The 14,711-nt window shown below is 68.3% G+C and carries 14 protein-coding genes; 11 read left to right on the forward strand and 3 right to left on the reverse strand.

Going from position 1 to position 14,711, the window contains the following annotated elements:
* The first annotated feature begins 114 nt into the window (after positions 1 to 114).
* The 11 genes from H7J06_RS31805 (at position 115) to lhgD (ending at position 12,493) form a co-directional block, all read left to right on the forward strand.
* On the forward strand, positions 115 to 1,668 hold the full coding sequence (locus H7J06_RS31805) for an ABC transporter substrate-binding protein (protein ID WP_264043992.1): 1,554 nt from the start codon (positions 115 to 117) through the stop codon (positions 1,666 to 1,668).
* Positions 1,669 to 1,684: 16 nt separating this feature from the next.
* Entirely contained in the window at positions 1,685 to 2,611 is a 927-nt protein-coding gene (locus tag H7J06_RS31810; RefSeq protein ID WP_264043994.1) for an ABC transporter permease, read from the forward strand.
* Between the two features lie 9 nt (positions 2,612 to 2,620).
* Complete coding sequence (locus H7J06_RS31815; protein ID WP_264043996.1) at positions 2,621 to 3,604, forward strand: ABC transporter permease; 984 nt, start codon at positions 2,621 to 2,623, stop codon at positions 3,602 to 3,604.
* Positions 3,601 to 4,632 (forward strand): ABC transporter ATP-binding protein, encoded by a 1,032-nt coding sequence (locus H7J06_RS31820; protein WP_372515452.1) that lies wholly within the window; start codon positions 3,601 to 3,603, stop codon positions 4,630 to 4,632. Before H7J06_RS31815 ends, H7J06_RS31820 begins: the two co-directional genes overlap by 4 nt.
* Complete coding sequence (locus H7J06_RS31825) at positions 4,625 to 5,620, forward strand: ABC transporter ATP-binding protein (protein WP_264043998.1); 996 nt, start codon at positions 4,625 to 4,627, stop codon at positions 5,618 to 5,620. The genes H7J06_RS31820 and H7J06_RS31825 overlap by 8 nt, the downstream gene beginning before the upstream one ends.
* On the forward strand, positions 5,617 to 6,339 hold the full coding sequence (locus H7J06_RS31830; protein WP_264044000.1) for a sulfite exporter TauE/SafE family protein: 723 nt from the start codon (positions 5,617 to 5,619) through the stop codon (positions 6,337 to 6,339). The genes H7J06_RS31825 and H7J06_RS31830 overlap by 4 nt, the downstream gene beginning before the upstream one ends.
* Positions 6,336 to 7,145: an IclR family transcriptional regulator gene (locus H7J06_RS31835; protein ID WP_264044003.1), complete on the forward strand. Its 810-nt coding sequence runs from the start codon at positions 6,336 to 6,338 to the stop codon at positions 7,143 to 7,145. The genes H7J06_RS31830 and H7J06_RS31835 overlap by 4 nt, the downstream gene beginning before the upstream one ends.
* An 82-nt stretch (positions 7,146 to 7,227) precedes the next feature.
* The gene (locus H7J06_RS31840; RefSeq protein WP_264044004.1) at positions 7,228 to 8,574 is read left to right on the forward strand and encodes an enolase C-terminal domain-like protein; all 1,347 of its coding nucleotides are present in this window, start codon (positions 7,228 to 7,230) and stop codon (positions 8,572 to 8,574) included.
* Positions 8,575 to 8,577: 3 nt separating this feature from the next.
* Positions 8,578 to 9,555, forward strand: a complete 978-nt coding sequence (locus H7J06_RS31845; RefSeq protein ID WP_264044006.1) for a 2-hydroxyacid dehydrogenase — start codon at positions 8,578 to 8,580, stop codon at positions 9,553 to 9,555.
* 412 nt (positions 9,556 to 9,967) lie between these two features.
* Positions 9,968 to 11,254 (forward strand): acyltransferase family protein, encoded by a 1,287-nt coding sequence (locus H7J06_RS31850; protein WP_264044008.1) that lies wholly within the window; start codon positions 9,968 to 9,970, stop codon positions 11,252 to 11,254.
* A gap of 24 nt (positions 11,255 to 11,278) precedes the next feature.
* Positions 11,279 to 12,493 (forward strand): L-2-hydroxyglutarate dehydrogenase, encoded by a 1,215-nt coding sequence (gene lhgD / locus H7J06_RS31855; RefSeq protein ID WP_264044010.1) that lies wholly within the window; start codon positions 11,279 to 11,281, stop codon positions 12,491 to 12,493.
* Positions 12,494 to 12,525: 32 nt separating this feature from the next.
* Here lhgD and alc read toward each other — a convergent pair whose 3' ends face one another.
* The 3 genes from alc to H7J06_RS31870 form a co-directional block, all read right to left on the reverse strand.
* On the reverse strand, positions 12,526 to 13,560 hold the full coding sequence (alc, locus tag H7J06_RS31860; protein ID WP_372515453.1) for an allantoicase: 1,035 nt from the start codon (positions 13,558 to 13,560) through the stop codon (positions 12,526 to 12,528).
* A 25-nt stretch (positions 13,561 to 13,585) separates the two neighbouring features.
* Positions 13,586 to 14,107, reverse strand: a complete 522-nt coding sequence (locus tag H7J06_RS31865) for a 2-oxo-4-hydroxy-4-carboxy-5-ureidoimidazoline decarboxylase (RefSeq protein ID WP_264044012.1) — start codon at positions 14,105 to 14,107, stop codon at positions 13,586 to 13,588.
* 67 nt (positions 14,108 to 14,174) lie between these two features.
* The gene (locus H7J06_RS31870; protein WP_264044014.1) at positions 14,175 to 14,657 is read right to left on the reverse strand and encodes an inorganic diphosphatase; all 483 of its coding nucleotides are present in this window, start codon (positions 14,655 to 14,657) and stop codon (positions 14,175 to 14,177) included.
* Positions 14,658 to 14,711: the final 54 nt, after the last annotated feature.

Raw genomic sequence — 14,711 nt, forward strand, 5'->3', positions numbered from 1 at the left:
TTCGAGGCCGTCGACCGGGGTTGACGCTGTTGAAACCCCGTCCCTACGGTGTGTCTGCGATCACAGATCGCATCCACATACGTGGACGTCACACCAGCAGCCCCTGGAGGACACATGAGTTCGAGAGCGGTTCTTGCCGCCGGCGTCGCGGTGCTCACCGTCGCCGCGAGCGGCTGCACCGTCGCCAACTCCGGCCGCGGCGGCTACGACCCCAACACCCTGCGCATCGTCCTCTCGCAGGAGCCTCCGACGCTGGAGCCGTGCGAGAGCTCGCTGACCTCCACTGGAATCGTCGTGCGCTCCAACATCACCGAGCCGCTGGTCGAGCGTGACCCGAACTCCGGCGACCTCCAGCCGCTGCTGTCCACCGGGTGGCGCCAGACCTCGCCCACCGAGTGGACGTTCGACATCCGCACTGGCGTGACGTTCTCCAACGGCGCCCCCTTCACTGCCGCCGACGCAGCGTTCGCCGTCGACCGCGCCGTGAACTCGGATCTGCAGTGCAACGTCGACGGGTACGTGTTCGGCGACGAGAAGCTCAAGCTTGCGGCGCCGGACGACACCACCCTGACGGTCACCACCGAGAAGCCGGATCCCATTCTGCCGCTACGTATTTCGTTCGTCGAGATCGTACCGCGGTCGACCAGCACGACCGAGAAGGTGCGCGAGCCCATCGGCACCGGGCCCTACGCCATCGAGAACTGGGACTTCGGTCAGAAGCTCACCCTCGCCCGCAACCCCCGCTACTGGGGCACGGCGCCCGCCTTCGCCCGCGCCGAGTACCAGTGGCGCAGCGAGGGCAGCGTCCGCGCTGCGATGATCACGAACGACGAGACCGACATCGCCACGAGCCTGGGTCCCGAAGATGGGGCCGGAGCTTTGGGCGTCCCCTTCCAGAACAACGAGACCACCGCCCTGCGCATGCAGGCCACCGAAGCGCCACTGAACGACATGCGCGTTCGGCAGGCGATCAACTACGCAATCAACCGGACCGGCATCGTCAAGGCGCTGTTCCGTGGGCTTGGGGACCCCGCGTCACAGCTGATCCCCTCGGGCGTCGTGGGTTACAACGACCAACTGGCGCTGTGGCCGCACGACACCGACAAGGCGAAGGCACTCGTCGCCGAGGCCAAGGCCGACGGCGTTCCGGTCGACACGCAGATCCGGTTGATCGGTCGCACGGCCCAATTCCCCAAGATCGCCGAGACCATCGAGGTCATCCAAAGCGAGCTCGCGGAGATCGGCCTCAACGTCAAGATCGAGATGATGGACACCGCAGGACAATTGCAGTACCAGCTGCGTCCGTTCCCCGCAAATACCGGGCCGTACCTGTTGATGATCCAGCACGGTAATCAAGCCGGTGACGCGGCCTTCACCATGGATCAGTACATGCTGAGCGACGGTCCCCAGGCCGCCTACGGCACCAAGGAATTCGACGAGAAGATTCGTGCCGCGGAAGCCCTCACCGGCCAGGCCCGCCAAGACGCATTCGCGAAGCTGTTCGCCGAGGAACCGCAGGAGATCATGCAGATGGCCTACCTCGCGCACATGAAGGGCATCCTCGGAAAGTCCCCACGCGTCGACTACACCCCGAATTCGGCGACCGGTGACGAGATGCGGCTGTCAGAGATGACGGCTGCCGGCTCCGACCGCACCGACGCCCAGTAGTCAGGAAGGCCACCAAGTGTTTTCATTCGTACGGCGCCGGATGTACACCAGTGCACTGCCGTTGATCATCGTCCTGCTCGGCGTGTTCCTCCTCGCGCGGCTCACCGGCGATCCCACCAGCCTCTACCTGCCCGAGTCGGCCACCGAGGCGCAGCGCGAGGCGTTCGCCCAGAAGAACGGCTTCGACCAGCCGATCACCACCCAACTCGGCGACTACTTCACCGGGGTGTTGCACCTCGACTTCGGAACGTCACTGCGCACCGGGGAATCGGCCTCCGCGATGGCGTTTCGGGCCTTCCCCGCGACGCTGCAACTGGCCGTCACGACGATGCTGCTCGCGATCGTCGGCGCCATCGTGATCGGATGCTGGGCGGCCTACCGGCCCAACTCCCTGGCCGACCGCTTCTCCAGCCTGCTGTCGATGACCGCGGCCAGCATCCCGGATTTCTGGTTCGCCATCACCGGCGTCTGGCTCTTCGCGGTGCTGCTGGGTGTGCTGCCGACTTCCGGCACCGACGGACTGCTCGCCTGGATCCTCCCCATCGCGACGCTGATGATCCGGCCGCTCGGGGTGTTGACCCAAGTGGTCCGCGGCGCAATGGTTTCCGCGCTGTCGGCCCCGTACGTCCGGTTGGCCCGCAGCAAGGGCGCGGGTGATCTGAGGGTGGTCACCCACCACGCCCTGCGCAACGCGGCCGCCCCGGCGCTGACGGTGGCGGGCGACCTCGCGGTCGGTCTGATCAACGGCGCCGTCGTGGTCGAGGCGATCTTCGGATGGCCCGGCATCGGCAAGCTCATGATCGACGCGATCCTGCAACGCGACTTCGCGGTCCTGCAGGCGGCGGTTCTCCTCACCGCGGTCAGCATCTTCGTCCTCAACATCGCCATCGACGCCTGTTACGCGCTGCTCGACGCGCGCGTGCGGGAACCGGCCCGGGTCTAGGAGAAGCACATGAGTACTCAACTCGATCTCGTCCCCGTCAAGCCGACCACGGCGATCGTCGGAGAGGCCAGCACGCGAAAGTCCAGCCGCGCCATGTGGTTTCGGCTGCTGGTCAACGACCGGGTCGCCGCGTGCGCGGCGGCCGTGCTCGCGCTGGTGCTGCTGACCGCGCTGTTCGGCCCGATGCTGTTGGGGCACGTCGCCACCAGCATCGACCTGGACAACTCCAATCAGGCGCCGTTCACGCTGGCGCACGGCTGGGCCAACGTGCTCGGTACCGACCCGCTGGGCCGCAGCATGCTCGCCCGGCTGATCGTGGCCAGTCGGACCACCCTGTCGGTCGCCATCCCCGCCGTGGTGATCTCGGCGGTGATCGGTTCCCTGGTCGGGATGTGGGCCGGCTTCTACCGCGGCTGGCGGGAGACCGTCGCGATGCGCGTCGCCGACGTCATCATGAGCTTCCCGTCGCTGCTTCTCGCCGTCGTCGTGCTCTACGTGTTCTCCCCGAGTGCGGCGAACATCGTCGCCGTCCTTGCCCTCACTCGGATCCCGGTGTACCTGCGCACCGCCCGCGCCGAATCCGCCGAGCTGCAGAGCCGGCTGTTCGTCGACGCGGCCCGCACGTTCGGCGCCAGCGCCACGTCGATCATCACCCGGCACGTGCTGCCGATCGTCCTCCCGACGCTGTTGACCGTTGCGACCCTGGACTTCTGTTACGTCATGCTGGCGGAGAGCTCCCTGAGCTTCCTCGGCATCGGCATCCAACCGCCCGACGTGAGTTGGGGCCTGATGGTCGCCCAGGGCCGCACCTATCTGAACACGGCGTGGTGGCTGTCGTTCTTCCCCGGTCTGGCCATCGTGATCACCACGGTGTCGGCCACGATCCTCGCCGCTTGGGCCCGAATCGCCACCGACCCGGGCCAGCGGTGGCGGCTCACCGTTCCGCAGAAACGCCTGTCCCGCTTCGCCAAGACCACGAAGGCACTCTCGTGACCGCAATCGCAGAACACCCGCATGCCGACGTCGTCGACGCCGATCCCGCCCTTCGGGTCGAGGGACTCACCGTCGACATCCGCACCATCACCGGCACCGTGCGGGCCGTCAACGAGGTGACCTTCGACGCCCGTCGCGGCGAGACGCTGGCACTGCTCGGCGAATCCGGATGCGGCAAGTCGATGACGGCCACGGCGTTGGTGGGCCTCCTCGAACCCGTCGCCGAGGTGACCGCGGGAACGGCCACGCTGACCGGCCGCGACGGCGTCGCCGACCTGTTGTCCGTCGACCGCAAGGTGCGCCGCAAGTTGGCGGGCACCGAGTTGGCGATCGTGTTCCAGGACGCGCTGACCGCACTCAACCCGCTGTACACCGTCGGCACCCAACTCGCCGAGCCGTTTCGGATTCACCGCGGGATGAAGTCCAAGGAGGCCAAGGCCAAGGCCGTGGAACTCATGGCGCGCGTGGGTATTCCGCAGCCCGAGACGCGGCTGAACTCCTACCCGCACCAGTTCTCCGGCGGCATGCGGCAGCGTCTGCTGATCGCGATGGCGGTGGCGCTGAATCCGCGGGTGCTGATCGCCGACGAACCCACCACGGCGCTCGACGTGACGGTGCAGGCACAGATCATGGCGTTGCTGCGCAGCCTGCGCAGCGAGTTCGACATGGCGGTCGTGTTGATCACCCACGACCTTGCGCTGGTGGCCGAGGAAGCCGACCGCGTCGCGGTCATGTATGCCGGCAACATCGTCGAAACCGGCCTGGTCTCAGAGGTGTTCGCCAACCCCCGGCACCCCTACACCAAGGGTCTGCTGGACTCGGTGCCGGTCAACGCGGTGCGCGGCGACGAGCTCAGGTCGATCGGCGGCTCCCCACCCGATCTGCACTCCATCCCGCAGGGCTGCGCCTACCAGGCCCGCTGCCCGCTCGTCGCGGACGTCTGCCGGACCAGCCGGCCCACGTTGAACCCCGTCGGCGCACGGCACGGGTCCGCGTGCCACTTTCCCCAGGAGGTCGTCAATGTCTAGTCAACTGCTTCGGGTTCGTGACCTCCGCAAGTCCTTTCGGGTGCCGGGCAGCAAGACGGGGCTGACGGCGCTGGACGGCATCACCCTGGACCTCGAGCGGGGCGAGACACTCGGTCTGGTCGGCGAATCCGGTTGCGGCAAGTCGACGTTGGCCAGGACGCTGATGATGCTCGAACGGCCCGACTCGGGCAGTGTCTCGTTCGACGGCACCGACCCGTTCACCCTCCGCGGCAAGGACCTGCTGAAGTTCCGGCGCCGCGTGCAGATGGTGTTCCAGGACCCGTACGCGTCGCTGAACTCGCGGATGAGCGCTGGCGACATCGTCTCCGAGCCGTGGCGCACCCACAAGTCGATGTTCGCGACCAGGGCCGAGCGCGACGCCAGGGTGCGTGAGCTGCTCGAGCTCGTCGGGCTGGGCGCCAAGGCCGCGGACAAGTATCCGCAGGAGTTCTCCGGTGGGCAGCGTCAGCGCATCGGCATCGCTCGCGCACTGGCGCTCGGTCCCGACGTCGTCATCTGTGACGAGCCGGTCTCGGCGCTCGACCTCTCGGTGCAGGCGCAGGTGCTCAACCTGCTCAACGATCTGCAGAAGGAACTGGGCATCGCCTACGTCTTCATCTCCCACGACCTTTCGGTGGTCCGCCACGTGGCCGACCGCGTCGCCGTGATGTACCTGGGGCGCATCGTCGAATCCGGTCCCACCGAAGCGGTGTTCGACTCGCCGAGTCATCCGTACACCGCGGCCCTGATGTCGGCGGCGCCCAAGCTCGACGCGGCCCATCGCGGCGAGCGGATCCTGTTGAAGGGCGAAGTGCCCTCGCCGCTGAACCCGCCGTCGGGCTGCCGCTTCCGAACCCGTTGTTGGAAGGCAACCGACGTGTGCGCGACGGAGCGGCCGCCGCTGGCCCTCGACCCGCACACGGCGGCCCACGGCGCCGAGTGCCACCATCCGTTGGTGGGTGAACCCGCGCTGTCGGCCAGCGCGTGAGTGGTGCCGGCTTCGCGGTCGTGACCGTCGCGATCATGTTCGCGTCGTGTCTGCAGGCGTCGATCGGCTTCGGCATGGGAATGCTGGCCGCACCGATCGTCGCCATCGTCGACCCGAGTCTGATCCCGGGCACGCTGATCATGCTCGCCGCCGCGGTGACGCTGGCCGTCGCGGTGCGGGAGCGCGCCGCGATCGACTTCTCCGGCACCGGGTGGGCGCTGGTGGGCCGGGTGCCGGGCACCGTCCTGGGTGGCCTGCTGCTGCTGGCGATACCCGAACGCGCACTGGCGATCCTGATCGGCTGCGTGGTGTTGTCCGGCGTCGCGCTGACCAGCGTCGGGTGGGTACCGGTGCCGCGACCACGCAACCTGATGCTCGCGGGCGCGACGTCGGGCGTGCTCGGGACGGCCACCGCGATCGGCGGGCCGCCGATGGCGCTTGTCTGGCAGGGCAATTCGGGTCCCACCTTGCGAGGCACGATGAGCGGGTTCTTCCTCGTCGGGTCGACACTGTCGATCGGCGTGCTCGCCGCGACCGGTGCCGTCCACGCCGACACGTTCCGGACGTTCGGTTCGCTGATGCCCGCGGTCGTCGGCGGCTACCTCCTGTCCAGGTACGTCAACGGCTGGCTGAATCCCGTACGCCAGAGGTGGACGGCGATCGCGATGTCGCTTGCCGGTGCCGCCGCGCTGATCGCCCACGAGGTAGGAGTGTTGTGACCAACAGCGAAGAATCCGACGTCGCCGTGCGCAAGGTGAAGTCGGCGGTCCGCACCGTCGAGCTGCTCGAGTACCTCGCCGCCAGGCCGGATCAGCCGGCCCGCATCCGCGAGATCAGTGAGGACCTTGGCATGCCGCGAAGCAGCGCGCACGCCCTGCTTCGGACCTTGATGGCGCAGGGTTGGGTGCGGTCCGACGAGTCCGGCACGCTCTACGGCATCGGAGTCCGCGCGCTGCTCGTCGGCACCAGCTATCTGGACGGCGACCCGTACTTGCCGACGATCGCCCCCTACCTCGACGACCTGCGCCAGGAACTCGACGAGACGTTCCATCTCGGTCGGCTGGACGGACTCGACGTCGTCTACCTCGCCACCAGGGAGTCCCGGCAGTACCGCCGGACGGCGAGCCGGGTGGGACGACGGTTGCCCGCGCACGCCACCGCACTGGGAAAGGCGTTGCTGGCGGATCGATTCGGCGTCGAGCGGGACCGGCACGTGCCGGACCGGCTGACGGCGATCACTCCCCACACCACCACCGATCGCGGGCTGCTCGAGGAGCAGTTGGAGACGGCCAGGATTCGGGGTTACGCCACCGACGACGAGGAGAACACCGAGGGGGTGCGGTGTTTCGCGGTAGCGCTGGGCTACACGCGGCCCGCGCAGGACGCAATCAGCGCGTCGGTGCCGCTGGCCCGGTTGACGCCGGACCGCGAACGGGTGATCGTCGAGGCGTTGCGCGCCGTCGGCGACAAGGTGACGCGGGTGTTGCGACCCGTGGCGAACGGAGACAAGTGGTTCGCGCAGTAACGGCATCGGCATGCAATCCGGGCATGAATTCATGCGATAAGAGTGTTGGACGAGCATCAAAGAGCGTTTGTAGGCTGACGGCATGACGCCGTCCCGTACCCCCGTCGTCACCACCATGAGGGTGGTGCCCATCGCCGGCCACGACGGCATGCTGCTGAACCTCAGCGGCGCGCACGGACCGTTCTTCACCCGAAACCTGGTGATCCTCAACGACTCCGACGGCAACGTCGGGGTGGGCGAGGTACCCGGCGGCGAACCCATCCGGCGCACGCTCGAGGAGGCCCGCCGCATCGTCGAGGGCCGCGGCATCGGCGACCACCACGCGATCCTGGCCGACATCCGCAGCACGTTTGCCGACCGTGACGCCGCCGGCCGCGGCAAGCAAACCTTCGACCTGCGGGTCACCGTGCACGCGGTGACGGCCGTCGAGTCGGCGCTGCTCGACCTCCTGGGCCGGCATCTCGAGGTGCCCGTAGCGGCGCTCCTGGGGGAGGGGCAGCAGCGTCGGCGCGTGCAGGCACTGGGCTACCTGTTCTTCGTGGGCGATCGCACCAAGACGGACCTGCCCTACCGGTCTGCCGCCGACGAATTTGACGGCGCCGACGAGTGGCAGCGCATCCGTCACGACGAGGCGATGACGCCGGATGCGGTCGTCCGGCTGGCCGAGGCGGCGCGGGAGCGATACGGCTTCCGCGACTTCAAGCTCAAGGGCGGGGTGCTCCCCGCACCGGACGAGGCCAAGGCCGTGATCGCGTTGGCCGATCGCTTTCCGGATGCGCGAATAACGTTGGACCCCAACGGTGGATGGCTGCTCGACGACGCCGTGCGGACCTGCCGGGAACTCGACGGGGTGCTCGCCTACGCCGAGGATCCGGTCGGTCCCGAGGGCGTCTTCTCCGGCCGCGAGGTGATGGCCGAGTTCAAGCGTGCGACGGGACTGCGCACCGCCACCAACATGATCGCGACCGACTGGCGCGAGCTCGGGCACGCGATCCGGGCCGGCGCCGTCGACGTTCCGCTGGCCGACCCGCACTTCTGGACGATGGCCGGCTCGGTGCGCGTCGCGCAGCTCTGCGACGCGTGGGGTTTGACGTGGGGATCGCACTCCAACAACCACTTCGACGTGTCACTGGCGATGTTCACCCACGTCGCCGCTGCGGCGCCCGGTGAGGTCACGGCGATCGACACCCACTGGATCTGGCAGGACGGCCAACGAATCACCAAGCGCCCCTATCAGATCGTGGACGGTTACCTCGACGTGCCCGACGCGCCGGGACTCGGAGTCGAGCTCGACGAGGACGCAGTGGCCGCGGCGCACGAGCTGTATCTCACCGAGGGGCTGGGCGCGCGGGACGACGCGGTGGCGATGCAGTACTTGATTCCCGGGTGGACGTTCGACCCGAAACGACCGGCGTTGCAGCGGAGCTGAGGGATGAAGATACTGCTGGCCGACGCCAACCTGGCCCCCCACCGGGGCCGGTTCGAGTCCGCACTGCCGGCGGGTGTCGAGGTCGTGTGGCGCGCCGGGCGCGACCCCCTGACGCTGCGGGACGAGCTGCGAGACGCCGAGGTCTACGTCGGCAGCAGGTTCACCGCGGCGATGGCCGACATGACCGAGAAGCTGCGGCTCATTCACGTCGCGGGCGCGGGCGTCGACAAGGTCGAGTTCGACGCGCTGCCCCCGGGTGTGCTGGTGGCCAACACCTTTCATCACGAGCGGTCGATCGCGGAGTACGTGCTGTCCGCGGCGATCATGTTGCGCCGCGACTTCCTCGCCCAGGATCGCGCGCTGCGCCGCGGCGTGTGGGCGACGTCGGTGTACGACGACTCGATCCGCCAACTGCCGACGCTGCGTGACACCCGGATCGGATTCGTCGGCTTCGGACACATCGGGCAGCGCGCCTGGGAGGCCTTCCGCGGGCTCGGAGCCACGGGTGCAGCCGTCACGGGATCCGGTCGCGTGGACGCCGCCGCCCACGGGCTGTCCTGGGTGGGCGACACCTCGACTCTCGACACGCTGCTCGCCGAGTCCGACGTCGTGGTGCTCTCCGCGCCGCTGACGCCGGCCACCGAGGGCATGATCGGCGGTCGCGAGTTGCAGCTGATCGGTTCCGACGGCGTGCTCGTCAACGTCGGCCGCGGCCCCCTGGTCGACGAGCGGGCCCTCTACGAGGCCTTGCGCAACGGCGTTCTCCGCGCGGCCGCCGTGGACGTCTGGTACCGCTACCCGTCGCCAGGTGGTCAGTCGGCGCCGAGCGCACTGCCCTTCCACGAGTTGGCCAACGTGCTGATGACGCCGCACTCCTCCGGTGTCACGGCGGACACGTTCCGGGGGCGGGCGGACGACGTCGCCGCCAACGTCGGGAGGCTGGCTCGCGGCGAGCCGCTGGCCAACGTCGTCGAACGGTAGCCGCCGGCAAACGTTCACCGACGGTCGCGGCGTTCGCCACGGGTCGTATTGACCCCGGGCCCGACTAATTCGCGACCGACGGCGCCGCGGGCGCGGCAACGGTAGCCCTCGTGCGCGGCGATCTGGCGATTGCAGTGCTCCGCGCGGAATTCGGCGACCCGACCTCGGTAGCCAGTCCGCGACGGCTCGCCCGACTCGTGCGTTGCCAGCAATCCTCGTTCGTTGCGTAACGGCACGTAATGTGCACGATCGGCAGTCGCAAGCTATCCTTTCCGGGTCGTCCCAGCTATCGAATGGGAGCCGTCGAGGACGCCATCTCGCGACGGTTCCCATTATGGGCGGCGCCACGGCAGTCCCGACGGTAGACAATGGCGGGACCAAGCGGGACCGAGCGGTGAGGTTTGGAGATCGAATGTCGCAGGACGTGACCAGCGCCACGCCGACTTCAGGCTCCCCGGAGCCAGCGTCGACCCGACCCCGGCGCGCCCGCATCATCGGCCTCGACGGCGTCCGGGGGCTGCTGTGCCTGAGCATCGCGGTCACCCACATCACCGGTCACTACTCGCCGAAGACCGCCGCCACCTGGCAGACCAACGTCTTCGGGTTCTCGTTGGTCTACTTCTTCGTCCTCAGCGGTTTCCTGCTGTCGCTGCCGTTCGTGCGCAACCTCATCAAGGACCGCGCCGCGGCGACCCTGCCGAACGTCACCGACTACACGGTGCACCGGCTGGCCAGGATCATGCCCGCGTACGTGCTGATCTTCCTGTTCGTGAACTTCGTGCTGCAGGTGTCCTACGTGGCGAATCCGGCGCTGCAGCCACTGGGCACCGACGACGGGACCGGGATGATCACCGATCCCGGCATGCTCATCGCGAATCTGACCCTGACGCAGTCCTACTTCCCGGCCTACATCCAGACCGGCATCAACCCGTCGTGGTCGCTGACCCTGGAGTACGCGTTCTACGCATCGCTGCCCGTGCTGTTCTTGGTCGTCTTCAGACTCCGCAAGCGGCTCTCGGTCAACCCGCTGGTGCTGGCCACCGCGGTGCCCGCGTTCCTGCTCGTGCTCGGGCTGGTCGGACGGGCGTTCATCCCGGTGGTCTTCGCCCATTCCGGCACCACCGACTTGATGCTGCTGAACTGGGGGCCCAACTGGGCTGCGGTGTTCACCAAGAGCTTCCTGACCAACGCCGACAACTTCGCCCTGGGCATGCTGGCCGCCATCGTCTTCGTCGCCATGGAGCGTGGCGAGCTGCCCGAGCGGCTGAGTCGCCGGGTCCGGATGCTCAGCACCGTCGCCATCCTGCCGGTGCTGCTCGGGTGCGGGGTGCTGCTGGTGTTCGCCAGCGAGTTCGTGACGGCCGGCGTCGGCATCGTCGCCGCCCTGATGATCCTCATCATCGTGGCGCCGCTGGCGCGTCACCAGAAGTCGCGATTGGCAACGGCATTGGACTTCCGGCCGATCCGCTTCGTCGGTGAGATCTCGCTGTCGGCCTACCTGTGGCACTTCCCGGTGCTGCTGATGCTGGGCCGTATTGGGTGGATGTCCGGTGACACGCTGCCGGGGATGCTGCTCAACATCGTCCTTGCGCTGGCCGTCACCATCCTCGCCGGCTCGGTCACCTACTACCTGATCGAGAAGCCGGCGATGAACTACGCCAAGCGCATTCGAGCGAAGAAGAAGCCCGCGCTCGCCTGACGGGCCGTCGAGTACGGTTCGGCAATGCAACGGTTCCGCTACTGCGTCGTCGGTGCCGGCATCGTCGGCCTGTCGACTGCGCATCACCTCCTCGAGGCCGAGCCCGACGCCACCGTCGTCGTGCTCGAGGCCGCGCCGTCGGTGGCCGCCCATCAGACCGGTCACAACAGCGGGGTCATCCACTCGGGCATCTACTACGAACCCGGCAGCTTGAAGGCCAGATTCTGCAAGGCGGGGGAGCGGGCGACCAAGGAGTTCTGCGCCGAGCACGGCATCCCGTTCGACGAATGCGGAAAGCTGATCGTCGCGACCACCGACGCCGAACTCGCGCGCATGACGGCCCTGCAGGACCGGGCCGAGGTCAACGGCATCACCTGCCGGCGGATCGGCCGTGACGAGCTGACCGAACTCGAGCCCAACGTCACCGGTCTCGGCGCCCTGCATCTGCCGCGGACCGGGATCGTCGACTATCGGCGGGTGTCGACGACCCTGGCCGAGCTGGTCCGCGGTGCGGGTGGCGCCGTGCTCACCGACCAGCGCGTCGTCGCGATCGCCGAAGACGCTCGGGGGGTGACGGTTTCGACGCGGTCGACGACGGTGACCTGTGACCGGCTGGTGGTGTGCGCGGGTCTGCAAGCCGATCGGCTGGCCGAGTTGGCCGGGGTGGCGGTCGACGTGCAGATCGTGCCCTTCCGCGGCGAGTACTTCCAATTGCCGTCGACGCGAGCGGGTTTCGTGCGCCGGCTGATCTACCCGGTGCCCGACCCGGATCTGCCGTTTCTCGGCGTGCACCTCAGCCCCACCATCTCCGGCGACATCACCGTCGGGCCTAGTGCCGTCCTCGGGCTGGCCCGTGAGCGGTATCCGAAGTTCTCGGTCGACCTGCGCGACGTCGCCCGGATGGCGGCGTTCCCCGGCCTGTGGCGCGTGGCCAAGGCCAACGCACGCCTAGGGGTCAGGGAGGTCGGCAACTCGATGTTCAAGCGGAGGTATCTCCGCGAATGCCGGAAGTACGCACCGAGTTTGGCGGTCACCGATCTGCTGCCGCACGAGGCGGGCATCCGCGCCCAGGCCGTGCGGCGCAGCGGCGCGTTGGTTCACGACTTCGTCGTCGAGCGGACCGACCGGATGATCCACGTGCTGAACTCGCCGTCGCCTGCGGCCACCGCCGCGCTACCGATCGGCCGGCATCTCGCGGAGATGGCCTCCGGGCTCGACGACGCGGCTCGCCACTCCTGACCTGGGCGCCTGGGCGTTCTGAGCCCCGAAGCTCAGGCGCTGGCCTCCCAGCCCTGCCGAATCCGCTGCAGACCGTCGGCGGTCAGGGCGCCGAACAGGCGCAGCCGGGCCATGCCGCCGTCGGGGTAGACGTCCAGCCGGGCCTCGGTGACGGGCCGGTCGTCGGCGATCAGGAAGCGGTGCCGGGTGTCGGGCCGCAGGTCGGTGGCCGGCAGGATCTCGAACCAGTCGCCGTCCCCGTCGCGCCCGGACAACCTGCCCACCCCCGGGGCGTTGCCGAGGAAATACGACGTGTCGAGTTCGGCGGCGTTGATCGTGCCGCGGCCGGCCAGCCGCACCTGCACCCAGTCGTTTCCGGAATCCCTGCGGCGGGAGGTCTCCCAGCCGTCGCCCATCGTCCGGGCGGTGCCGGGAAGCAGGAGGTTGTTGGGTGAGCCGTAGAACATGTTGGAGCAGGCCGTGATTCGCCCTCCGTTTTCCAGCGCCGCCAGGTCGAACGTCATGTTCTCGGCGAAGTCGGGGTTCAGCAGGCCCTCGCCGTGCACCCGGAACCGGGCGACGCCCCCGTCGGGGTAGATCGAGAGCCGCACGTGCGACCAGCGTCGAGACGACCGGATTTCGAAGGGGTTCCTGGTGTCGCCGTTGACGTCTGCGCGGTCGACCAGCGTCGTCCACTCGGTCTGCTCGACCAGCTCGTCGACCGACGGGTACCCCGTCACGTACGCGCCCTCGACCGAAATCTGCGGTGGGTAGTTACCGGTGAACCAGGAGGTGTCGACGACCACGCCCCGGACGATTCCGGGGACCCCCAGTCGCACGATCGCCGCGTCGTGCGAATCCGGTTGCAGGTCACGACGTCTGCGCGTCTCCCAGCCGTCGTAGACCTGGCCCTTGTGCCCGAACGTGGCGGCCCGGAAGTCGGCCGCCTTCGGCTTGATCAGGTTCTCCTTCTCGGCGAACAGGTCGTCGTTGGCCCACAGCACGGCACCGCCTGCTGGGCGGGCGGCGAGATCCGGCAGGGACAGGAAGTGCGAATGCGTCCGGGTGTTCTCAGGCGGGGTGCTCACGGGACAACCCTAATGAGCGCCGTCGCTACCAGTTCTGGTAGCCGCCCTCTGGCCCGAGCATGCGCTCCAGCCGCGACCGGTTGATCTTCGCCAGCTCGTTGCGGACGACCTTGCGTTCGGTGTCGGCCTCGTTGTGCAACCGGTCGGTCATGGCGGACAGGACCGCCTGCGCATCGAGGCCACCGACGTACATCACGAACCCGAACCCGAACCTCGACGCATATGCCCGCGCCGATTCCGCCAGTTCGGCCATCACGGCGGCGTCGTCGTGCCAGAGGGCGCACTGCTCGGCCTGGCTCTTCTCGCTGCGCGGTCGACGGCCCAGCTCGGGACACGCGTCGAGGATCTGGTCGACCGCCGACTCCGGCAGGGCGAACAACAGGGCGTCGGCCCGCCGGAAGAGACCGTCGTGGTTCGAGTAGGGCCGACCGTAGGTCAGGTGCCGGGCCATGGTCATGCTGTTACAGCACTCGTAGAGCGCGTGGACGGCCTTGCGCTCGGGCAACGCGTTGAACGCGTCGAGGCCGATTCCCTGGTGTAGCAGCACCCCACCAGGATGGGAGCCTCAAGACACGGGCGCGTTACCGAGTGTTACGGCAGTGCTAATTCACGGTCTAGTGAGCCTTGAACCGCTCCACCGAACGCTGCAGCTCGGCCTCGGCCTCGTCGCGGCCCGCCCAGTCGGCGGCCTTGACGAACTTGCCCGGCTCGAGGTCCTTGTAGTGCACGAAGAAGTGCTTGATGGCCTCGAGTTCGAACGGCGGCACGTCGGCCAAGTCTTGGATGTGGTCCCACCGCGGGTCGCCCGCGGGCACGCACAGCAGCTTGTCGTCGCCGCCGGCCTCGTCGGTCATCTTGAACATGGCCACCGGTCGCGCCTCGACGACGCAGCCGGGGAAGACGGACTCGGGCAGCAGGACGAGCGCGTCCAGCGGATCGCCGTCCTCGCCGAGGGTGTTCTCGAAGAACCCGTAGTCGGCGGGGTAGCCGAACGCCGTGTAGAGGTAGCGGTCGAGCTTGACCCGGCCGGTCTCGTGGTCCACCTCGTACTTGTTGCGCGACCCCTTCGGGATCTCGATGACGACGTCGAACTGCACCGCCGGCTCCTTCTCGTCTGCAAAGCGTCATGGGGTCGTCAGGTGACGACGCGG

Origin of the sequence: Mycolicibacterium hodleri, assembly GCF_025822245.1 — a bacterium.
Classification (GTDB): Bacteria; Actinomycetota; Actinomycetes; order Mycobacteriales; family Mycobacteriaceae; genus Mycobacterium; species Mycobacterium hodleri.